At 44.3% G+C, this 23,434-nt stretch carries 14 protein-coding genes, 2 tRNA genes and 2 rRNA genes; 13 read left to right on the forward strand and 5 right to left on the reverse strand.

Annotated features, from left to right (window positions below):
• Window positions 1–29 precede the first annotated feature (29 nt).
• The 12 genes from L3D27_RS00565 to typA all read left to right on the forward strand — a co-directional run bounded on the left by L3D27_RS00565 (window position 30) and on the right by typA (window position 14,039).
• Window positions 30–106, forward strand: a tRNA-Ile gene (locus L3D27_RS00565).
• A 4-nt stretch (window positions 107–110) separates the two neighbouring features.
• Window positions 111–186 (forward strand) — tRNA-Ala (locus L3D27_RS00570).
• Between the two features lie 267 nt (window positions 187–453).
• A 23S ribosomal RNA gene (locus tag L3D27_RS00575) occupies window positions 454–3,311 on the forward strand.
• Window positions 3,312–3,442: 131 nt separating this feature from the next.
• A 5S ribosomal RNA gene (rrf, locus tag L3D27_RS00580) occupies window positions 3,443–3,556 on the forward strand.
• Between the two features lie 159 nt (window positions 3,557–3,715).
• Window positions 3,716–5,515 carry a translation elongation factor 4 gene (lepA, locus tag L3D27_RS00585; RefSeq protein WP_432481268.1) on the forward strand — a complete coding sequence of 600 codons (1,800 nt, stop codon included), beginning with the start codon at window positions 3,716–3,718 and terminating at the stop codon, window positions 5,513–5,515.
• A gap of 45 nt (window positions 5,516–5,560) precedes the next feature.
• Window positions 5,561–6,661, forward strand: coding sequence for a signal peptidase I (lepB, locus tag L3D27_RS00590; RefSeq protein ID WP_432481269.1), 1,101 nt, complete (start codon window positions 5,561–5,563; stop codon window positions 6,659–6,661).
• 24 nt (window positions 6,662–6,685) lie between these two features.
• Window positions 6,686–7,456 carry a ribonuclease III gene (gene rnc / locus L3D27_RS00595; RefSeq protein ID WP_418001268.1) on the forward strand — a complete coding sequence of 257 codons (771 nt, stop codon included), beginning with the start codon at window positions 6,686–6,688 and terminating at the stop codon, window positions 7,454–7,456.
• A gap of 136 nt (window positions 7,457–7,592) precedes the next feature.
• Window positions 7,593–8,588 carry a GTPase Era gene (era, locus tag L3D27_RS00600; RefSeq protein WP_432481271.1) on the forward strand — a complete coding sequence of 332 codons (996 nt, stop codon included), beginning with the start codon at window positions 7,593–7,595 and terminating at the stop codon, window positions 8,586–8,588.
• 205 nt (window positions 8,589–8,793) lie between these two features.
• On the forward strand, window positions 8,794–9,555 hold the full coding sequence (gene recO / locus L3D27_RS00605) for a DNA repair protein RecO (protein ID WP_432481272.1): 762 nt from the start codon (window positions 8,794–8,796) through the stop codon (window positions 9,553–9,555).
• Window positions 9,556–9,616: 61 nt separating this feature from the next.
• On the forward strand, window positions 9,617–10,372 hold the full coding sequence (locus L3D27_RS00610; protein WP_432481273.1) for a pyridoxine 5'-phosphate synthase: 756 nt from the start codon (window positions 9,617–9,619) through the stop codon (window positions 10,370–10,372).
• A gap of 292 nt (window positions 10,373–10,664) precedes the next feature.
• Complete coding sequence (locus L3D27_RS00615) at window positions 10,665–11,978, forward strand: OmpA family protein (protein WP_432481274.1); 1,314 nt, start codon at window positions 10,665–10,667, stop codon at window positions 11,976–11,978.
• Between the two features lie 216 nt (window positions 11,979–12,194).
• Window positions 12,195–14,039: a translational GTPase TypA gene (gene typA, locus L3D27_RS00620; protein WP_284673784.1), complete on the forward strand. Its 1,845-nt coding sequence runs from the start codon at window positions 12,195–12,197 to the stop codon at window positions 14,037–14,039.
• A 193-nt stretch (window positions 14,040–14,232) separates the two neighbouring features.
• Here typA and mutM read toward each other — a convergent pair whose 3' ends face one another.
• Together mutM and L3D27_RS00630 are read right to left on the reverse strand one after the other, a co-directional pair.
• The gene (gene mutM / locus L3D27_RS00625) at window positions 14,233–15,147 is read right to left on the reverse strand and encodes a bifunctional DNA-formamidopyrimidine glycosylase/DNA-(apurinic or apyrimidinic site) lyase (protein WP_373628054.1); all 915 of its coding nucleotides are present in this window, start codon (window positions 15,145–15,147) and stop codon (window positions 14,233–14,235) included.
• Window positions 15,148–15,158: 11 nt separating this feature from the next.
• The gene (locus tag L3D27_RS00630) at window positions 15,159–17,528 is read right to left on the reverse strand and encodes a RelA/SpoT family protein (RefSeq protein ID WP_432481275.1); all 2,370 of its coding nucleotides are present in this window, start codon (window positions 17,526–17,528) and stop codon (window positions 15,159–15,161) included.
• A 511-nt stretch (window positions 17,529–18,039) separates the two neighbouring features.
• On the opposite strand from L3D27_RS00630, the gene L3D27_RS00635 reads away from it, so the two are divergent.
• Window positions 18,040–19,842: a DEAD/DEAH box helicase gene (locus tag L3D27_RS00635; RefSeq protein WP_432481276.1), complete on the forward strand. Its 1,803-nt coding sequence runs from the start codon at window positions 18,040–18,042 to the stop codon at window positions 19,840–19,842.
• Between the two features lie 55 nt (window positions 19,843–19,897).
• Here the strand turns inward: L3D27_RS00635 and rlmD are convergent, their stop codons facing one another.
• The 3 genes from rlmD to L3D27_RS00650 all read right to left on the reverse strand — a co-directional run bounded on the left by rlmD (window position 19,898) and on the right by L3D27_RS00650 (window position 23,431).
• Entirely contained in the window at window positions 19,898–21,331 is a 1,434-nt protein-coding gene (gene rlmD / locus L3D27_RS00640) for a 23S rRNA (uracil(1939)-C(5))-methyltransferase RlmD (protein ID WP_432481277.1), read from the reverse strand.
• 141 nt (window positions 21,332–21,472) lie between these two features.
• On the reverse strand, window positions 21,473–22,975 hold the full coding sequence (locus L3D27_RS00645; RefSeq protein WP_432481844.1) for a tripartite tricarboxylate transporter permease: 1,503 nt from the start codon (window positions 22,973–22,975) through the stop codon (window positions 21,473–21,475).
• A 3-nt stretch (window positions 22,976–22,978) separates the two neighbouring features.
• Window positions 22,979–23,431, reverse strand: coding sequence for a tripartite tricarboxylate transporter TctB family protein (locus L3D27_RS00650; RefSeq protein WP_284673789.1), 453 nt, complete (start codon window positions 23,429–23,431; stop codon window positions 22,979–22,981).
• Window positions 23,432–23,434: the final 3 nt, after the last annotated feature.

Genomic DNA, 23,434 nt, shown 5'->3' on the forward strand with positions numbered 1-23,434 from the left:
AAGTTGTTCTTTAGTAAGATGTTTAAAACGGGTCTATAGCTCAGTTGGTTAGAGCACCGTGTTGATAACGCGGGGGTCATAAGTTCAAGTCTTATTAGACCCACCATATTGGGGTTATAGCTCAGTTGGTAGAGCGCCTGCCTTGCACGCAGGAGGTCAGGAGTTCGACTCTCCTTAACTCCACCATATTTAAACATCAAAAGCATACATAAGCAATTTGATAAGAGATTTCTTATTTATGCTTTAACTTTATGAACTGACGAAGTTCATATCATTATTTAACAACGAAAATATGAGTCTGGGTTAATTATTTAATTCCAACAAATAATTAACCATTCCAATCACACTCCACTTCTTTTATAGAAGGTGATTGGATAAAGTAAAGAGAACTGAATCAAGCGTAAACATAGGTAAATCGTTACACATTACCCATAAGACCCCTTGGGGTTGTATGGTCAAGTAATGAAGTGCACATGGTGGATGCCTTGGCAGTCAGAGGCGATGAAAGACGTGATAGCCTGCGATAAGCGTCGGTGAGGTGGCAATATCCTGTGACCCGGCGATTTCTGAATGGGGAAACCCACCTATCATAAGATAGGTATTCTATTCTTTGGATAGAAGGCAAACCGGGAGAAGTGAAACATCTCAGTACCCCGAGGAAAAGACATCAATTGAGATTCCCCAAGTAGCGGCGAGCGAACGGGGAGGAGCCGATCAAATTTACAGTAGCAAAATGGCGTGGGAAAGCCAACCATAGTAGGTGATAGTCCTGTATGCGAAACTGTTTATGAGACATATTAAGTAGGGCGAGACACGTGAAATCTTGTCTGAAGATGGGGGGACCATCCTCCAAGGCTAAATACTCCTGACTGACCGATAGTGAACCAGTACCGTGAGGGAAAGGCGAAAAGAACCCCTGTTAGGGGAGTGAAATAGAACCTGAAACCGTGTGCATACAAGCAGTCGGAGCGGACTTGTTCCGTGACGGCGTACCTTTTGTATAATGGGTCAGCGACTTATATTCTGTAGCAAGGTTAACCGTTTAGGGGAGCCGTAGGGAAACCGAGTCTTAATAGGGCGTCTTAGTTGCAGGGTATAGACCCGAAACCGAGTGATCTATCCATGAGCAGGTTGAAAGTGCCGTAACAGGCACCGGAGGACCGAACCCACTGTCGTTGAAAAGCCAGGGGATGACTTGTGGATAGGGGTGAAAGGCTAATCAAACTCGGTGATAGCTGGTTCTCCCCGAAAGCTATTTAGGTAGCGCCTCGGACGAATACCATTGGGGGTAGAGCACTGTTTCGGCTAGGGGGTCACACCGACTTACCAAACCGATGCAAACTCCGAATACCGATGAGTACTATCCGGGAGACAGACGGCGGGTGCTAACGTCCGTCGTCAAGAGGGAAACAACCCAGACCGCCAGCTAAGGCCCCAAATTCCTAGTTAAGTGGGAAACGATGTGGGAAGGCACAGACAGCTAGGATGTTGGCTTAGAAGCAGCCATCATTTAAAGAAAGCGTAATAGCTCACTAGTCGAGTCGGCCTGCGCGGAAGATGTAACGGGGCTCAAACTAGGAGCCGAAGCTGCGGATTTAATTGTTTCAATTAAGTGGTAGGGGAGCGTTGTGTAAGCCTGTGAAGGTGTATCGTAAGGTATGCTGGAGGTATCACAAGAGCGAATGCTGACGTGAGTAACGACAATGCGAGTGAAAAGCTCGCACGCCGGAAGACCAAGGGTTCCAGTCCAACGTTAATCGGGGCTGGGTGAGTCGACCCCTAAGGCGAGGCCGAAAGGCGTAGTCGATGGGAAATTGGTTAATATTCCAATACTTGTTTATGATGCGATGGAGGGACGGAGAAGGTTATGTCAGCCTGGCGTTGGTTGTCCAGGTGGAAGGATGTAGGTAGGTTTAGTAGGCAAATCCGCTAGACTATTACTGAGATCTGATAGCAAGCCAGTTTACTGGCAAAGTGGCAAATACCATGCTTCCAGGAAAAGCTTCTAAGCGATAGTCATAAACAAATCGTACCCGAAACCGACACAGGTGGTCAGGTAGAGAATACCAAGGCGCTTGAGAGAACTCTGCTGAAGGAACTAGGCAAAATGGTACCGTAACTTCGGGAGAAGGTACGCTGCCGATGGTGATAAGACTTGCTCTTTGAGCTGTTGGCAGTCGCAGATACCAGGCTGCTGCAACTGTTTATTAAAAACACAGCACTCTGCAAACACGAAAGTGGACGTATAGGGTGTGATGCCTGCCCGGTGCTGGAAGGTTAATTGATGGGGTTAGCGTAAGCGAAGCTCTTGATCGAAGCCCCAGTAAACGGCGGCCGTAACTATAACGGTCCTAAGGTAGCGAAATTCCTTGTCGGGTAAGTTCCGACCTGCACGAATGGCATAATGATGGCAGCGCTGTCTCCAGCAGAGACTCAGTGAAATCGAAATCGCAGTGAAGATGCTGTGTACCCGCGGCTAGACGGAAAGACCCCGTGAACCTTTACTACAGCTTTACATTGAACTTTGACCTAACTTGTGTAGGATAGGTGGGAGGCTTTGAAGTGGTGACGCCAGTTGCCATGGAGCCAACCTTGAAATACCACCCTGGTTATGTTGGGGTTCTAACTTAGATATAACAGTATCGAGGACAATGTATGGTGGGTAGTTTGACTGGGGCGGTCTCCTCCTAAAGAGTAACGGAGGAGTACGAAGGTGCGCTCAGAACGGTCGGAAATCGTTCAAAGAGTATAAAGGCAAAAGCGCGCTTAACTGCGAGACCCACAAGTCGAGCAGGTACGAAAGTAGGTCTTAGTGATCCGGTGGTTCTGTATGGAAGGGCCATCGCTCAACGGATAAAAGGTACTCTGGGGATAACAGGCTGATACCGCCCAAGAGTTCATATCGACGGCGGTGTTTGGCACCTCGATGTCGGCTCATCTCATCCTGGGGCTGAAGCAGGTCCCAAGGGTATGGCTGTTCGCCATTTAAAGAGGTACGCGAGCTGGGTTTAGAACGTCGTGAGACAGTTCGGTCCCTATCTACCGTGGGCGTTGGAAATTTGAGAGGATCTGCTCCTAGTACGAGAGGACCAGAGTGGACGAACCTCTGGTGTTCCGGTTGTTTCGCCAGAAGCATTGCCGGGTAGCTACGTTCGGATGGGATAACCGCTGAAAGCATCTAAGCGGGAAGCCCACCTCAAGATAAGATTTCCCTAAAGAGCCGTTGTAGACTACGACGTTGATAGGTTGGGTGTGGAAGCATGGTGACATGTGTAGCTAACCAATACTAATTGCTCGTTTGGCTTGACCATACAACACCCAAGTGGTTTAAAACCATTTCATGTGTTGTATAAGTAAGTGTAAAGATTTTACCTAACAAGCTTGAATCAATCTTGAATAAAAATAAAAAAACAGACTCATACAGCGTTGTTAATCCTTTTACGCTGACGACAATAGCAAGATGGAACCACCTGATCCCTTCCCGAACTCAGAAGTGAAATGTCTTAGCGCCGATGGTAGTGTGGTTCGCCCATGTGAGAGTAGGTCATCGTCAGCATCTTATTTCAAACCCCTCACATTGGAAGATGTGGGGGGTTTATGTTTGGGGGGTTGACTGAATAATTTCATCTCTTATCTTTGAATTGTCTGTGCTTTTTTGAATAAAAACTGCTACAATACCCTGTTATTATTTTTTATTTTGTGACCCATCTTACTCATGACAGATCTTACTCATATCCGTAATTTTTCAATCATTGCTCACATTGACCATGGTAAAAGTACACTTGCCGACCGCTTCATTCAGGTGTGTGGCGGACTTTCTGAAAGGGAAATGCAAGCTCAAGTCTTAGATAGTATGGACATTGAGCGAGAGCGAGGCATTACCATTAAGGCACAGTCGGTTACTTTGTATTATAATCACCCAAATGGTGAGCAGTACCAATTAAATTTTATTGATACGCCAGGCCATGTGGATTTTAGTTATGAGGTTTCTCGTTCGTTAGCGGCCTGTGAAGGTGCATTATTGGTGGTAGATGCTGCTCAAGGTGTTGAAGCACAGAGTGTAGCGAACTGTTATACAGCAGTTGAGCAAGGGCTTGAGGTGCTGCCTGTGCTGAATAAAATTGATTTACCGCAGGTTGAGCCTGAACGAGTGATTGAAGAGATTGAGGATATCATTGGTATTGAGGCGGTAGAAGCACCTCGAGTATCAGCGAAAACAGGTCTTGGTATTGATGAGTTGCTACAAACTTTAGTGGAAACCATTCCTGCACCAACAGGCGATAGAGATGCTCCTTTGCAGGCTTTGATTATTGATTCTTGGTTTGATAATTATTTGGGTGTGGTATCGCTAGTGCGTGTGCGTGAAGGTGAGGTGCGTACAGGCGACCGTATTTTTGTTAAATCAACAGGTGAAAGCCACTTGGTAACTTCTATTGGTGTATTTACGCCAAAACGCTTGGAGACGGGTGTGTTAAAGGCGGGCGAAGTTGGTTTTATTATCGCAGGCATTAAAGACATTCAAGGTGCACCTGTGGGCGATACCATCACTTTGGCTAAGACCCCTGAGGTGGAGAATATTCCTGGCTTCCAGAAGGTAACACCGCAAGTTTATGCGGGTATGTTTCCGATTGATTCAAGTGATTTTGAAAAATTTCGTGAGGCTTTACAAAAGCTACAAATCAATGATGCAGCCTTATTCTTTGAACCTGATACTTCAGATGCTTTGGGTTTTGGATTTCGTTGTGGCTTTTTGGGTATGCTACACATGGAGATTATCCAAGAGCGATTGGAGCGAGAGTATGACCTTGATTTGATTACCACTGCACCATCGGTCATCTATGAGGTGGTTAAGAAAAATGGCGATGTTGTCTATGTTGACAACCCATCTCGTCTACCTGATGTGGGCGTGATAGCTGAATTTCGTGAACCGATTGCCAGATGTCATATCCTTGTTCCACAAGAGCATCTGGGCAATGTCATTACTCTTGCTATCGAACGCCGAGGCGTGCAGGTGGACATGAAATTTATGGCTCGCCAAGTACAAGTAATCTTTGATATCCCAATGGGCGAGGTTGTGATGGATTTTTTTGATAAATTAAAATCTGCTTCTCGTGGTTTTGCGTCGCTAGATTATGGTTTTGAGCGTTATCAAGCAGATAAATTGTCTCGTGTTGATGTGCTGATTAATGGTGAGAAGGTTGATGCTCTTGCCATGATCTGCCATCAAGAACATGCACGCCGTCGTGGCGGTCAGCTGGTTGAGAAGATGAAGGAGTTGATTCCACGCCAGATGTTTGATGTGGCGATTCAGGCCGCCATTGGTAGTCAGATTATTGCTCGCTCCACTGTTAAGGCAATGCGTAAAGATGTTCTTGCTAAGTGTTACGGTGGCGATGTCAGTCGTAAGAAAAAACTGCTTGAAAAACAAAAAGCAGGCAAAAAACGCATGAAGCAAGTAGGCTCTGTAGAAATTCCGCAAGAAGCATTTTTGGCAGTGCTAAAAGTTGATAGTTAATATGATGTGTGAATTTTGGTTGATTAATAAAGTTGGGGTGTTGTTGTGAATTTTGACATCAATTTAATACTGGTACCAGTAACCATCGTCTTTTTATTGGTGTGGTTGGTGGATAAATTTGTCCTAAAACAACATCAAGTCATTAAGTTGTCGGACAAAAAATTAAGGCAGGTACAAAAACAGCTTAATGAAGCTAAGCAAGTCTTGCACGGCCGTTTAAAAGAGCATGGGCTGTCAGATGATATTGATGTATTGGTGCCAACACAAACCACACCCCATGAAGTGATGCAGGCACACAATTCTTATCAGCGTGCTAAGCAAGAGCTTTTGTTGGCTCAAGTGGATAAAGAGGGGCAGTCTGAGAACTTCTTGGTGCGTTGGGCGTACGAATTCTTACCAATCTTATTGTTGATTGTAATTGTGCGTTCTTTTGTTATTGAGCCATTTACCATTCCATCAAGCTCAATGGTACCAACCTTGCATACAGGTGATTTTGTGGTGGTTGATAAGTCATCCTATGGCCTTCGCCTGCCTGTTACCCACACCAAAATCTTAAATACAGGCAGTCCAGAGCGTGGCGATGTGGCGGTATTCCGCTATCCTTTAGAACCAAATATGTACTACATCAAACGAGTGATTGGTCTACCAGGCGATACAGTGTCTTATAAAGATGGGAATTTGTCTGTTAATGGCGAACAGGTTGCTACTAAGAAAGTTGAGCATGGGATTGATGATGAACTTTTAAATATCTTGATGCCTAAGCAGATTCAAAATTATGTGCTAAGCGATGATGAGCGTGCTAGACTGGGGCGTGAAGAAGAAAAATTTGCTCATTATTATCAAGAGTCGTTGGGCGAGCATCGCTATTTGGTGCGTTATCTGGGTGATTTAAATTCATCATCACAAGGTGATTTTCTAAAAGAAGTAGCACCTGAGGTCATCGCTTCAGAGGGTAAAGAATGGTCAATTCAAGTGCCAGCAAATCAATACTTTGTATTGGGAGATAACCGAGACAGCAGCAAAGATTCTCGTTATTGGGGTTTTGTGCCAGAGGAGAATTTATCAGGTAAGGCGACTTATATTTGGATGCATAAAAAGCCTGGCTTGAATTTACCAAGTTTTTCTCGAGTGGGTGCGATCGATTGATAATATGGATTGTTAGGACGATAAATGAACCAATCAGATAAAATCATGACCCATGGACGCAAGGCAACTTCGTTAGATAAATTGACGCATTTTGCCAATTTTGAACAGGGGCTACCTGTTTTATGCGAAAAATTGGGTTATGAGTTTGATGACCCAAGTTTATTAAGGCGGGCATTGACGCACCGTTCGTATAACCCCAAAGAAAGTTATGAACGATTGGAGTTTTTGGGAGATGCGTTACTTGGTATGATGATTGCAGAGGCATTGTTTTTGCATTTTCCACGCCATGATGAAGGTAAGCTCACTCGTATGCGTGCAACTTTGGTACGCCAAGAGACTTTGGTGCAGATTGCCGAACGGCTTGAATTATCTAGACATTTGATTTTGGGTGTGGGCGAGCGAAAGGGTGGAGGTCGTCATCGTGCGTCTATCTTGGCGGATGCGGTGGAAGCAATCGTTGCGGCGGTATATCTTGACAGTGGTGATATCAAGCTTGTCAAAAATTTAGTGAAAACTTGGTATGAATCGCTCATCTTGGAGGTGGGTGAGGAAAAAGTACTAAAAGATGCCAAATCTCGCCTACAAGAGTGGCTGCAGGGCAATCGCATGACCTTGCCAACTTATGAGCTTGATGAGATTATTGGCAATGCCCCCAATCAGGTATTTGTTGTAACTTGCTGTGTAAATATTGAGGACATCAAGCCTATTACACAAATGGGTGAGTCTCGCCGTATTGCTGAGCAAAAGTGTGCCGAGTTGATGATAAATCAACTTAACAAAACCCAAACTGCTTAAATTGGCACATTTCATCATACAAACCTTGATGAGTTTTTTAAACCCGCCTTTTAAATTGGGCGGTTTTGTGCTTTAATAGCATGGACTTTATCTGATTGATTTTAACGCTAAACAAATTTGAATAACAAGGAAAAATATGACTGACAACCGTTCGACTGCCGATAATGATGATGTGATTTTGGCATTTTTTGATGATAAACCAACATTAAATCTAGATGGCTTTAAGTCTGGCTTTGTGGCGATTGTGGGTCGTCCAAATGTTGGAAAGTCCACACTCATGAATCATCTGCTTGGACAAAAACTCTCCATCACTAGCCGAAAACCACAGACGACTCGCCACCGCATACACGGGATTTTGACTGATGAACAGATGCAAATTGTGTTTGTTGATACTCCTGGTATTCATGCCAAAGAGGTCAAAGCGATTAATGAACGCATGAATAAAGCGGCGGTGTCAGCGTTGTCTGATGTGGATTTGGTATTATTTGTTGTTGATGGATTGCAGTGGCGTGAAGATGATTTATTGACCTTGGAAAAACTTTCAGCGACCAATCTGCCTGTTGTACTGATTATCAATAAAGCAGATACCATTAAGGATAAGTCGCTGATGTTGCCTGTGATTGAAAGTTTTAATGAGAGCTTTGATTTTGCGGATATTGTACCAGTCTCAGCACTTCGTGGATATAATTTGCCACGCCTAAAAGAGGTAATTGGCAAGTTTTTGCCCATTCGTCCGCCTATTTTTGATGCCGAACAAATCACTGATCGTTCTGAGCGGTTCTTGGCAAGTGAGATTATCCGAGAAAAAATCATGCGTCAATCAGGCGATGAAGTGCCGTATGATTTGACCGTGCAAATTGATACTTTTAAAGATGAGCCTGCTCATAAAGACTCAGAGACAGGTAAATGGCGTAAGGCGATGACTTTTATTGATGCGACCATATTTGTTGAACGAGCAGGGCAAAAGACCATCATTATCGGTGATAAAGGCAGTCGCATTAAGCAAGTCGGCATCGATGCTCGTAAGGACATGGAGGCACTGTTTGATCGAAAAATCATGCTCACCCTATGGGTGAAGGTGAAAAAGGGTTGGTCAGATGATGAGCGTGCCTTGACAAGTTTGGGTTATTAAGGCAGTGATGAATGTGCTGATGATGCTAGGTGTGCTTGCCCCATTATTTGTGCAAATATTGGTAAGAGAATCAAGTATTGCCTAGACATCATCACATGGCTACTGTGCAATACCAAATGAATGATGAGTTTTTAAGTAGGTGGTAAAAAGATTTCTTATAGTTTCTTATTCAAGAAATTCCTAAATCATAGGTTCTTAGACAACCATGAAAAATCAGCGACTGACAGGCTACCTTTTACATACACGACCCTATCAGGAAAAGCGAGCTATTTATCAGCTATTTAGTCATGAATTTGGGTTGGTACACGGAGTAGGTGCAAGAGGTATGCCTACTTTTGTGTTACTTGAGCTGTTTGCTGGCGGAAAAAATGAGCTTAAGACATTCAGTCAGATTCAGTTGTCAGCACGGTCAGTATTAAAGCCTGTCATGGGGCAGGTGCAATACGCACTACTGTATATGAATGAGGTGCTAAGTCGCCTGTTGCCTTTGGAGAGTCCTTGTCCAACGCTTTGGCAGGTTTATCATGAAGAAGTGATCGCACTGCAAGCATTGGGCAATCTTGAGGCATCAGGCAACACTCGTCATCTTAAGGTGTCTTTACGGCGGTTTGAGAGGGCGTTATTTGATGAGCTTGGAGCAAGCATTGATTTTATCTATGATGCTGTGGGTAAGAAGATTGATGCAGAGGCTTATTATCGTTTTGTGCCAGAGATGGGGTTTATCTTGACTACATCATCCATCATTCATCAAGCACAAAGTGAGGGAAAGAAAGTGAGCCGAGTGTCTTATCTGGGTTGTGATTTGCTACTCATGGGGCGGGCAGATGGTGATGAGAAAATCTATTATCAAAAGATAGAAGAATTTGGTCAACTGCAACGAGATGTCATGAATTATCTGCTGGATTATAAACCATTGCACAGCCGAAAATTGTGGCAACAAAGTTTATTTTATCAGCAGTCATCATAGTTGGCAAACTTTGTTGTGTTGGTGTATGTTAATGTAAAAATGGTTAGGAAAAAGGTGTTTTATGTCAAATTTACCACTGCTTGGGGTTAATATTGACCATGTGGCGACACTTCGTAATGCACGAGGGGTTGATTACCCCTGTCCGATACAGGTGGCACTATTGTGCGAGCAGGCGGGTGCAGATGGTATTACGCTACATTTGCGTGAAGATCGCAGGCATATCAAGGACGCTGATGTCTATGCCATGAAAGATAGGCTAGCTACTCGCATGAATCTTGAGATGGCGGTAACCGAAGAAATGCTAGCCATCGCCCTTGATGTCCAGCCAACTTGGGTGTGCTTGGTGCCTGAAAAACGCCAAGAAGTTACCACAGAAGGTGGTCTTGATGTGGCAAATCTAAGAAGATTGCCGGAATTCATTCAAGCCTTGCAAGAAAAAAACATCTTGGTGTCGTTATTCATTGATCCAGAGTTTCATCAGATAGATACTGCCATCGCCTGTGGTGCTGATGCCATCGAGCTACACACAGGAGCGTATGCTGAGGCAGGGCTGTCGGGTAATATGCAACTTGTCAGTGATGAATTGAGTCGTATCAAACAGGCGGTGCGATACGCAAAAGAGCAGAGTGATACGCTACTTGTGAATGCAGGGCATGGCTTGACACGAGAGAATGTGTCCAGTATTGCTTGTATCGAAGGTATCCATGAGCTTAATATTGGGCATTCGCTCATTGCAGATGCGATATTCATGGGGATTGGCCAGGCAGTCAAAGAAATGAAAACGGCCTTTGCTTCAAAGCCTATTGATATACGCTAAAGTATGCTAAAATAAGTGCTGTTTAGTATTTGCTTATTTTTTGATGAATGGTTGTTTAAAATTTAAGAGCCATTGTAAATAATTAGCATTTTAATGTAATGTTATGTAACGATCATCCAAAAAAAGGTTGTAAAATTCACCCATTGCCGTTAAGCTAGATATATCTATCTTTAAATTAAGGGTTGTCTGCGAAAGTAACTGTTGGCAGATGACCAACTTAATGGTAGAATAAGACATTGGTAATGTTATATTACATAATTTTTTAAAACCAACCATTCCTTCGGAGGAAGTTATGAAATTCAATAAAATCGCTCTAGCGGTACTTGCTACTGCAACGACCGCAGCTTCTGCTGGCGTAACTGTGAGCCCACTACTACTAGGCTATCATTATAATGATGAGGCTCATGACAAACAGCGTGAAGTGTTGCGTACTGGTAAAACACTTGAGACCAATCAAAAGCATACTGATGGTGTTGCTCTTGAGAGTGATCTATGGGTAGGTGCTGCACTTGGCGTAGAACTAACCCCATCTACCCAACTACAAGTTGAGTATGGTTTGTCTAGTGCGGATGCACAAGCTTCTAAGAAATCAGCAGAAATGGCCGCAAACCGTTTTGATTCAGAGCAACAAACTATTAGCGGTAACTTCCTAATCGGTTTGGGTAATTCTAATGCCAAGTTAAAGCCATATGTTTTAATTGGTGCTGGTCAACAAAAAACTAAAGTTGAGAACCAAGTAGCTTATACTGCTGACGCAGCAAACGCACCTTATGGCGACATCGCTCAAAATCAACAAGTTGCTGCAGGCACTAAAGTTACTAGCTCAAAAGATACGATTGGTAACATCGGTCTAGGTGCTCGCTACCTAGTAAATGACGCATTGGCTCTTCGTGGTGAGGCTCGTGCGATCCACAACTTTGACAACAAATGGTGGGAAGGTCTAGCTTTGGCAGGCTTGGAAGTAACTCTAGGCGGTCGCTTGGCACCAGCTGCTGTGATTGTAGAGCCTGTAGTTCCTGTGGTACCTGTAGAGCCTGTAGTTCCTGTGGTTGAAGAGCCAGTGGAAGAAATCACTGTTGTAGAACCTGTTGAGACTATCATTGATAGCGATTTTGATGGTGTGCCAGATCACCTAGATGCTTGCCCAGATACGCCACGCAATGTAGTGGTTGATGCACGTGGCTGCCCACAAACTGTCGTACTAGAGGAACAACTACGCCGTGAACTACGCGTATTCTTCGACCGTGACCAGTCTGCAATCAAACCACAATTCCGTGAAGAAGTTGCAAAAGTTGCACAGTCTATGAATGAGTTCCCGAATGCTACTGCTGTTATTGAAGGACATGCATCTAAAGACAGCAACCGTTCAAGTGCTAAGTACAACCAACGCCTATCAGAAGCTCGTGCAAACGCTGTTAAGCTAATGCTAGCTAACGAGTTTGGTATCGCACCTAACCGTCTAAGTGCTATTGGCTACGGCTTCGACCGTCCAATCGCTCCAAACACTACTGACGAAGGTCGTGCGTTGAACCGCCGTGTAATCGCTGTGATTACTGGCAACAAATCAACTACTGTAGAGCAAACTAAAGATATGGTTGTTCGATAATCAATCCCTTGATTATTAAGTGGTTAAAAGAACCGTCATGATTGACGGTTCTTTTTTTATTTTGGGTTGCTTCTTTTACTATGGCTAAAATCATGATATAATAGTTGACTTTTCTTATTGTACTTAAGTTCTAAGAAGACTGTCCCTATTGGGCAATTTATGCCCATTCAAGTTATTTTTTGCTGAATTAGCAATCCTTATTTTATACGAGTATTTATGGCAGACGACATTAAGCATTTGCGTAACATCGCAATCATTGCCCATGTTGACCACGGTAAAACGACTTTGGTTGATAAACTATTGCAACAATCTGGTGCGTTAGGCGAGCGTTCAGGTGAGATTGAGCGTGTGATGGATTCCAACGCTTTGGAAAGTGAGCGAGGCATTACCATCTTGGCAAAAAACACCGCCATTCGTTGGACTGATGGTCGCACAGGTACTGAATACCGCATCAATATTGTGGACACCCCAGGCCATGCTGACTTCGGTGGAGAGGTAGAGCGTGTGATGTCGATGGTGGATTGTGTGCTGTTGCTGGTTGATAGTCAAGAAGGTCCAATGCCACAGACTCGCTTTGTTACTCAAAAAGCGTTTGCTCGTGGACTTAAGCCGATTGTTATCATTAACAAGATTGATAAGCCTGCCGCACGAGCTGATTGGGTGATTGACCAAGTGTTTGATCTGTTCGACAGCTTAGGTGCGACTGATGAACAGCTTGATTTTCCTATCGTCTACGCATCTGGAATCAACGGCATTGCAGGTCTTGAGCCAGATAATTTAGCGGCTGACATGACCCCACTGTTTGAGACCATTGTGGATATCGTAGAATCGCCTAAGGTTGATGCCGATGGTCCATTCCAAATGCAAATCTCAAGCCTAGACTATAACAGTTTTGTTGGTGTTATTGGGGTGGGTCGTATTCAGCGTGGCTCGGTGAAAACCAACACACCTGTTACCGTGATTGATAAAGATGGTAATAAGCGTAATGGACGCATCTTAAAAATCATGGGGTATCATGGACTTGAGCGTGTTGATGTTGATTCTGCTCAAGCAGGCGATATCGTCTGTGTAACAGGTTTGGATAGTTTAAATATTTCAGACACCATTTGTGACCCATCTAATGTTGAGGCGTTGCCTGCATTGTCGGTTGATGAGCCGACCGTATCGATGACTTTCCAAGTCAATGACTCGCCTTTTGCAGGAAAAGAGGGTAAGTTTGTTACTTCTCGTAATATTCGTGAGCGTCTTGACCGTGAGTTGATTCATAATGTCGCCTTGCGTGTTGAGGATACTGACAGTCCAGAGAAGTTCAAAGTTTCAGGTCGTGGTGAGCTACATCTATCTGTGCTTATTGAGAACATGCGTCGAGAGGGCTTTGAGCTGGGTGTATCTCGTCCACAGGTTATCATGAAAGAGATTGATGGCGTGATGTGCGAGCCTTATGAGAATGTTACTTTTGATGTTGAAGAACAGCATCAAGGTGCAGTTATGCAAGAGATGGGAGAACGCAAAGGCGAGCTAACCAATATGGAGGTTGATGGCAAAGGTCGTATTCGTATCGAAGCGACAGTGCCGTCACGAGGACTGATTGGTTTTCGCTCAGCATTTTTGACCATGACATCAGGCACGGGCATCATGACTTCAAGCTTTAGCCATTATGGACCTGCCAAAGAGGGTTCGGTGGCAAAACGCCAAAATGGTGTATTGGTATCTATGGTAACAGGTACTTGCTTGGGTTATGCCCTATTTAGCTTACAAGAGCGTGGTCGTCTTTTTGCTAAGCCACAGCTTGAGGTCTATGAAGGCATGATTGTGGGTATTAACTCTCGTTCTGATGATATGGTGGTAAACCCAACAAAAGCAAAACAATTAACCAACATTCGTGCGTCTGGTTCGGATGATGCAATCATCTTAACACCTGCATTGGATTACACTTTGGAGCAAGCTTTGGAATTCATCGAAGATGATGAGTTGGTTGAAGTTACACCAAAATCAATTCGTATTCGTAAGCGTTATCTAACAGAAAATGAACGCAAGCGTCTTGGTCGTAAGAAAGACTGATTTGATTATCCTTAAAAAACTGCCCATGAATAAGCTGTTTCATGGGCAGTTTTTTATTTATTATGTATCATTGATAAGCATAGTTGAGATGGGTGAGCGGTGATGTGGTAAGTTTAAGCATGATATCATGCTTTTAAATAGATGACTATTGAGTGATAAAAATCTATGGTTCTTAAGTTTTGGTGGTTTATGGCTATTCTTTGGTTGTGGATAATGGCTGACAAGTGGGACAATAGACGCTTGCTCGCCCACAGATTTTTTGATTTTCCAGAATACTACCGCATTGGGTGCAGGGCTTGCCGTGATTGCCATAAGCAAGCAAAGTCTGCTGAAAATACCCCGTTTTGCCACCACCTACCGTAAAATCACGCAAAGTTGAACCGCCTTTTTTGATGGCTTCTGCCAAAATCTGCTTGATGTGCTTGACCAGCTTGGCAATTTGCTCTTTGCTGATTTGATGGGCGGGTTTGGCAGGGTGAATGCCTGACAAAAAAAGACTCTCGGCAGCATAGATATTACCCACGCCTACCACGACCGTTTGGTCCATGATGAGAGTTTTAATGGGTTTGGTTATGGCTTTAGTGGGCTTAGCACAAGGACTATTGGTATCATTGAGTCTATGGATATGCCGATATAGATAATCAGTATTAAAAGCATCATCTAAAGGCTCAACACCCAGATGAGCTAAGAATCTATCTTTTGCATTGTCCTTATTATCAAGATGTGCGTCATTATCCGCCCAAAGTATGATGCCAAAACGGCGTGGGTCGTGGTAATGCAGGGCGACATCGCCAAAGCTGATGATGAGATGATCATGTTTTCTGGCGATGGGAGCATTGCTGTTGATGGGGTGTTGTTGCAAGCTACCTGACATTCCTAAATGAACAAGTAGTACCTTATTAGCATTATCTGCATTATGACGAAAATGCAAAAGTAGATATTTGGCTCGGCGTTCTACCAAGGATAATTGAAAGCCAATTAAGCCATCTAAATCATGTGGCATCATGTAGCGTAGCTTGGGCTGATGTACATGAACAGCGGCAACGGTTTGATTAAGTAGTGGGTCTAAGCTTTTTTTGGTGGTCTCAACTTCGGGTAATTCTGGCATATCAATCACTATTAGTTGGTACTGCGTCTGGCGTGCAGAACATCAGGTTGTTGTTCAATCTTGGCAAGCAGGCGTGACAAGTGTGCCAAACCTGCCACTTCAACATAAAATTTCATATGACTGATGGTCTCGTCAGATGAGATGGTTTCGGCACGGTGAATATTAACTTTTTCTTTATCAATGATATTGACCAAATCACGAAGTAGCCCTTTGCGATTATAAGCTTCGACATGAACGGTTACAGGCTGATAACGCCCAAAAGCTGTCTGCCAATTTGCACTGATATGGCGTTCAGGTTCTTTATCAATCAATCTTAGGTATTCAAGGCAACTGGCGTGGTGAATGCTTACGCCATGCGACACGGTAACAAAACCAGCAATCGGTTCGCCATGCACGGGTGTACAGCACCCAGCCAGATGGATTTCAACATTATCAAGCCCTTGTAAGTCAATTTGATATTTGTTGGGGCGAGATGGCGTTTTGATTTCAATGCTGCCTTCATCAACAGGTGGTGTGTTGAGATTTAGGCGATGACTGATTCTACCAACCAACTGCACCACGCCCACATCGCCCATCACTAAGGAGACGAACAAATCTTCTTCATTTTTGGCATTAAATTCTTCTAGATAGTCGCTAAGCTCTACCTGACTTGGGTTGATGGAAAATCTATCAAGCTCACGCAAGAACATGGCACGACCGAATTCAATGTTCTTGTCTCTATCTTGTTTGTTAAACCATTGGCGAAGTTTGGATTTGGCACGGTTGGTATGAATGTACCCAAGCGAAGCAACGAGCCAATCACGATTAGGCTCTCGGTTGGACTTGGTGATGATTTCTACTTGGTCACCTGTCTTGGGCTGATGTGTGAGTGGCACATAGCGTCCATTAACCTTTGCTCCTTGAGCTCGGTTGCCAACTTCAGTGTGCACATGATACGCAAAATCTAGGACGGTTGCTCCTTTGGGTAGCTCGGTAATGTCGCCATCACGGCTAAAGACATAGATGCGTTCGTTGTCTTCTAAATCGAGTTCGTCATCTAACTCAACATTTTCTAGTTTATCATTGCCAAGTAATTGGCGTAGTGAGCTGATTTTTTGAGTTAAATAGTCGTCTTTTTTGGCTTTTAGACCTTCTTTATAATTCACATGAGCCGCTTTGCCAAGCTCTGCTTCAAAGTGCATGTCAAAGGTGCGTATTTGTACTTCTAGTGTGCGATGATTGGCAATGACGGCAGTATGTAGCGACTTGTAGCCGTTCGGCTTAGGGTTGGTGATGTAGTCATCAAACTGCTCTGGAATATGTCGCCATAGTCCATGCACAATCCCTAAGGTGTGATAGCATTCGGTATTGGTATCAACCAACACTCGCAAGGCACGAATGTCGTAGAGCTGGTCAAATGATAGGTTCTTCTTTTTCATCTTACGCCAGATGGAGTAGATGTGCTTGACACGCCCCGATACTTCTGCCTTGATGCCTGCTGTGATGAGTGCGTTACTTAAATCAGCTTGAACAGTTTCAATGTAGAATTCTCGTTCGCTGCGTTTTTCGGCAAGTAGGTTGGCGATTTTTTTGTATTCGTCAGGGGCAAGGTAGCGAAACGCTAAGTCTTCTAATTCCCATTTAAGCTGAGCGATAGATAGGCGGTGTGCCAGTGGTGCGTAGATGGTCATCACTTCACGAGCAACTCGCTTTTGGCGATCGGGGGGTGCAAAAGACAGTTCACGCATGGCAAAGGTGCGTTCAGCCAGCTTGATGAGTACGGCACGAACATCGTTGGTGGTGCTGATGAGCATACTATAAATAGTGGACAGCTGATCTCGTTGTTCGCTTTCAAAATAGTCTTCTAGGCGTTTGTTCTCTTCGATACTTTCAGACAGTCGCCCCATTGCCAGTGTGTCTGCGACCAGATGGGCGATGTCTTCGCCAAAATTATGTCTGATGGTGTCAAGGCTGACCAACTCTCGGCGTGCTGTGCGATAAAGCATGGAGGCAACCAAGGCGTTCTCATCTTGAAATAGATATGCCAAAATATCTGCCATGCCGATGCCTGTGGCATAAGCACCTGAGCGACTAGCGTGAGGCTTGCTTGCTTGCACCCTAACAAAGTCGCAAGCACGGCGAAGCATCGGCAAATCGTCTTTGCCAATGCGTTCAGCAACGGTGGATAACCAAGTTTCCACATCAATGTCGGACTCACTGATGGTGGCAGGGGTCTGCGTCTGCTCGGAATGATCTAGAGTGGTTTTTAGTTTTGGGTGAGCCAGCTGTGCCTTAAAATCTGGGTGTAGCTCTTTGGCAACCAAACTTGCCGCCAATGTCGCACTGTCGGTGTCGCTATTTTCGCCGCTTAGTAGTGGTAAGCCTTCACGAATTTGTACCACGATATGTCCTTTTGGTTGTTTTAGGGCGAATACCAATCCTAGCTTACTTAAAAGTTGATTTTGGGTTCGCCTAGAGTGTCAGTGGGGATATTATGGCATTTTCTGAATATTTTTGAAAGTAAAATCCCATAAATTAGCGTGCATTTATTGAGTAATTATCCATCAAATATATTTTAATATTTCTTCTAAATTGGTATCTTTTGTGATATAATTAACAAACTGTCAACTTGTTAGCCAATGGCTCAATGATGACAATATATAATTGATGACATCGCATTTTTTGAGTTTGTATGTTCGGTGCTTGGATGGGAAAACCCTTAAAAAAGTACACTTACTCTGCCGTGTGGCAAAAATACCTTTCTGATTCGCGATGATTTTGATGAGCTGTTGCTCAATTCCCACCCCGACAAAATGCCAAAATATTTCGCCTTAAACTCGCCATTGATTTGGTGGCTTGATGTTTTTTCTCATCTCGTGGTTTGATATATACAAGAATACATAAAGGTTATTTATGCCCCAATTTGATGATGCAGGTGCAATCGGCACGCTGCCTAATGATTCTGCTGTCCTTGAAAATAGCAAAGAAAAAAGTGAGTCAGATGGTCTGACTTTTGAAGATTTATCACTCAATAAGCCTATCTTAAAAGCTCTGGTTAAAAGCGGCTACACCAATCCAACACCCATTCAAGCAGGGGCGATTCCCCATGCACTATCAGGTCGTGATTTGCTACTGTCAGCACAGACAGGTTCAGGCAAGACTGCGGCATTTGTATTGCCTATCTTAGATAAACTGAGTCGCCAAAGCTGTCTTGATAAGCACATCTATGCACTGATTTTGACACCGACTCGTGAGTTGGCTCAACAGGTACATGATAATGTACGCCGTTATGGGGCGAATTTGCGTGGAATGTATAGCATTCCTTTGGTGGGTGGTTCGCCTTATGGTGGTCAGATTCGTGCCTTAAGAAAGGGTGTTCAGGTTGTCATTGCCACACCTGGTCGTCTGATTGACCACATGAACGAAGGTCGTGTGGATTTGTCCAAACTTGAGGTGTTGGTGCTAGATGAAGCCGACCGCATGCTTGACATGGGCTTTGCTGATGATATTCAGACCATCTTGCAAAATGCTCCGGCATCTCGCCAAACCGTCATGTCATCAGCAACTTGGGATGGTGCAGTGGGCAAGATTGCCGAAAGTTTCACTAACAATCCTGAGAAAGTCTCTATTAAGGTTGAGAGTGGACATATTGAAGAGTCGGTGTATTTTTGTGATGATTTTCATCACAAAAATAAGATTCTGTTGGAGCTGTTGGGCAATCAAGATATTAATCAAGCCGTGATTTTTGCTGCCACCAAACGCAGTACAGAACAGCTAACTCAGACACTGACTGACGCAGGGCTAAAAGCACGCTATTTACATGGTGATTTGCCACAAGGTAAAAGAAACCGCATCATCAGTGATGTCAAAAGCGGTAAATGCGACTTTTTAGTGGCGACCGATGTGGCGGCACGAGGCATTGATATCTCTGCCATCAGTCATGTGGTGAACTATGATTTGCCTCGTCAGGTTGAAGACTATGTACATCGTATCGGACGCTGTGGGCGTGCAGGGCGTACAGGTGTGGCAATGAACTTGTGTAGTTTTGATGATCGTGGGCAATTAAGAAATATTAACCGCTATCTAAAACGCACCATGAGCGAAGAGACCATTGAAGGTTTTGAGCCTAAGCGTCCCCCATTTGAACAAGAAGAATGCCGTAAGAATAACCCACGAAAAAAAGACGGTCGCCGTTTTGAGGGCAGACGAGCTGAGCAAGGTCATCGTCAGGACCGCACAAACAAAAAAGCGAGATCTTCTTATGACCGACAAGAACGCCAAGATTGGCATGACCGTCCAAAGCGTCAAGATCGTCGGCAGGAAAATTATACATCAGATGCTCCTCGTGAGTGTACCTTTGAAAGTAGGGGGCGTGAGTTTGATGGTAATCGTAGCTACCATCGCCAAAGTCACCACCAAGATGGTCGCCAATCTCGCCCACAACATGACAGACGCACAGATGGCTTGTATGCCAATACGCATGAGCATGGTAATACACGCCCTAAGCGTCATTCTGATAAAGAATCAGGGTATGGCAGTCATGGCGAATTTCGCAATCGCTCTCGCCAAGAGCATCGCAATGAGCGTCAAGATAGACCAACAAACAAGTTGTACAAGACGCCAAATCAGGGCATGAAAAAGCCAAGAGTGGTAGAAGAGGTATTTTCTTCTAAGCGTCAAGATAGGGCACCAAAACGCCGCTTCCAAGTAAACTAACAAAACCCAAATAAAAAAGCACGCCAATTGGTGTGCTTTTTTATTTGAGCTGACTTTATGATTGGTTGTTTTGAGTTGGGCTGATGGGGTGGATTTTTTCAAAGCGAGCAATGCTCTCAACATGACCTGTATGGCAGAACATATCCATAACGCCAGTATGCGTGAGACGGTAGCCTTGGGCGATGATGGTAGCGGTGTCTCTGGCAAGCGTGATGGGGTCGCAAGAGACATAGACGATGCGTTTGGCTTGAAAGTTGCCTAAATACGCCATGACGGTAGCAGCCCCTGAGCGAGGTGGGTCAATGAGCAAGGCATCAACACGCTTTGCCCAAGGCTTGTCTGAGAAATCTTGGCTTAAATCCTGAGTGTAGAACTCGGCATGACAAATGCCGTTTTGTGCTGCATTCATGGTAGCACGCTTGACCATCTCAGCACTGCCTTCAACACCTATGACACGCCCTGTTTCGCCCACACAGCGAGCCAAAGGTAAGCTAAAATTACCCAGACCGCAGAACAAATCAAGCACGGTCTCGCCTTTTTGTAAGTCTAATAGGTCGCAGGCGAGCAGAACCATTGGTGAGTTTACCGAAAGATTAACCTGCGTAAAATCAAGCGGTGAGCATTCTAAGCGTATGTCAAAATTTGGCAGTTGATAAAACAGCCCACCTGATGGCGGTGTACTTTGAGTGTTTGGCAATTCATTGCTATCAATACGATGCACACTGTTTTCACCATGCGGTTGTAAATACAATTGCCAGTTTAGATGTTGACAGAGCTGGATGAGTGATTGTCTGTCTTGTTTGTTGAGCTTTTGGGTATGTCTGATCACCATTGCTACTTGTGATGACTCATCACCTGTGGCAAATTCAAGGTGCGTAATACCACCAACTCCTTTAAGCTGGGCGAGCGTGGCTTTTAGCGTCTTAAGATGATGGTTAATTCGATTATCCAAGATGGGGCAGTCATCAATATCGGTGAGAAAGTTGCTGTTTTTTTTACGAAATCCAACAATGAGTTGCCCACTTTTTGGTAAATGGCGAACACCAAGTCTGGCTTTAGTGCGATAGCCGGTACGCTTGCCGACCACAGGAGTAAGCCAATGGTTTGGGGTAACTTTGGCGTGATGAGTAAGATGATTGGCAAGCACGGACTGCTTATGTTTTAGTTGCTCATCAGCGTGCAGATGTTGCAAACTACAACCACCACACACACCAAAATGCCGGCAAAAAGGCATCTGTCTTTTGGTGCTGGGGCTGAGCACTTCTATAGCTCGTCCTTCATCAAAGGATTTTTTATTGCCTGTGATGGCGACTTTGACTGTTTCATTGGGCAAGGCAAAATCAACAAAGACTTTTTTGCCACTGTTGTTGCCATGTGTGTCGTCATAGCTTGCGATGCCACGCCCATCGTGTGTTAAAGCATGGATGTTTAGGATAACAGGCTGTGTTTGGGTTTTTGCGTGCTGATGAATGGGGCGATGCTTGGTCATGCTAAAAGAGCTACTGATGAATTGCGGTTATTATAGCATGAAATGATGATGCAAAATCATCATAAAAATCATGATGATAGGGTTGTGTTATTTAGATGGTGCAACCAAAAAAGCCCACCATGACGGCGGGCTTTTTATGAGTTAGGCAATTTTTTTGATTTTTTTGCCTTTAATGGCACGGTAAATTGGTAAAATAACCATCACCACTGCCAATGCCCAAAGCACCATTGAAATTGGGCTTTGCCATAGTATGCCTAGGTCGCCTTGAGAGATGGATAATGCACGGCGAAGGTTGGATTCCATCAGATGACCAAGTACATAGCCTAAAATGAGTGCTGATAATGGGAAATGTAGTTTACGCAGGAAGTAACCAAACACACCCAATGCAATCATTAATACCAGATCAAAAATGGTACTGTGAATTGAATACACGCCCACGAAGCTCACCGCAGCGATGGCAGGTATTAAGATGTAGTTTGGAATGTCTAGTAGCTTGGCAAAAAACTTAACAAGTGGTAAGTTTAAGGCAAGCAAAATCACATTACCGATGAATAATGACGCAATTAAACCCCACACGATGTCAGGTTGCTCCGCAAATAGTTGAGGACCTGGCGTGATGTTGTAAAGCGTCAACGCACCCATCATGACCGCTGTTGTGCCAGAGCCAGGCACCCCAAGAGTGAGCATGGGAATGAACGAACCGCAGGCAGACGCATTATTAGAGGCTTCTGGGGCGGCGATACCACGCAAATCGCCATCACCAAATTTGCCGTTTTCGCCTGCAATCTTGCGTTCATTGGAATAAGTCATGGCAGAGGCGATGGTAGCACCTGCACCAGGCAAAATACCGACCACAAAGCCAGTCAGACCACTACGAATGATTGCACCCAAAGAGAATAGAAACTCTTTAAGGTTTACCATGCCACGCTTGCCCTGTTCTAGAGCCTTTTGACCAGCACTGGTGTTTTCTAGCATGATTAAAATTTCGCTCACACTAAAAAAACCAATCACAATCGTAGTAAAAGCAATGCCGTCTGATAGATTGACTGAACCGAAAGTGAAGCGATATACACCTGTAACAGCATCAACCCCTACGGTTGCAAGTAATAATCCGATAAGAGCGGCGATGCCTGTTTTTAATGGTGCATCACCCACCAGACCACTTAGGCAAGTAATGGCAAAAACCATTAAAGCAAAATACTCGGCAGGACCAAATGAAATCGCCCATTTTGCCAAGAGTGGAGCAAACAATACCACACCTGTGATGGCAATCATTGAGCCAATGAAGGAGCTTAAGGCGGATAAAGATAAAGCAATACCGGCTTTGCCTTGCTTGGCAAGCGGATAGCCATCTAGTGTGGACATGATTGCCGCTGCATCACCTGGAACATTGATTAAAATTGCCGAGATGCGACCGCCATACTCACAGCCTAAATACACAGCAGCCAATAGGATTAGGGCACTTTCAGGTGGTAGACCTAAGGCATATGCAATCGGTAATAAAATCGCCACGCCATTGATTGGTCCTAGACCTGGCAACATACCCACAATCGTCCCAATGAATGCTCCGATGAGAGCAATCAGTAGGTTTTGAGGTGTAGTAGCAATGGCAAAGCCATGCATTAAAAAATCAAAAGTTTCCATCATTTACCCCAAAATTGACCCAAGTACACCTGCAGGTAAGCTGACCTCAAGCGGACCATTAAATAAAAAATAAGTAGCAACTGCCATAATGGTTGATGCAATTAGGGCTTTTAGCCAATGCCCGCCAAACAGTACGCCAACAACCCATGCCATCAAGGCGGTGGCGATGATGTAGCCCAACATCTCAAAAAGAACAGCATACAAAATCATGGCAATAGTACATAGTACTAAATTTTTGATGATGGGAATATTTAGTCCAAGCTGAATTTTTTCGCTAAATTTAGCAGGGCGAAAAGCGATGATGGCGGTCAATATTGCCAATAAAACCAATAGCATGACAGGGTAAGGTCGTGGACCTATTGGGTCATATGAAATTGGTGCGGTATAGCCCCATGCAATAACAAGCAAAATGAGAGATACCAAAAGCATGAGCCCTGAAAATATACGGTCAACCATACA

It is taken from the genome of Moraxella sp. ZY200743 (assembly GCF_050885545.1).
In the GTDB taxonomy this organism is placed as follows: domain Bacteria; phylum Pseudomonadota; class Gammaproteobacteria; order Pseudomonadales; family Moraxellaceae; genus Moraxella; species Moraxella haemolytica.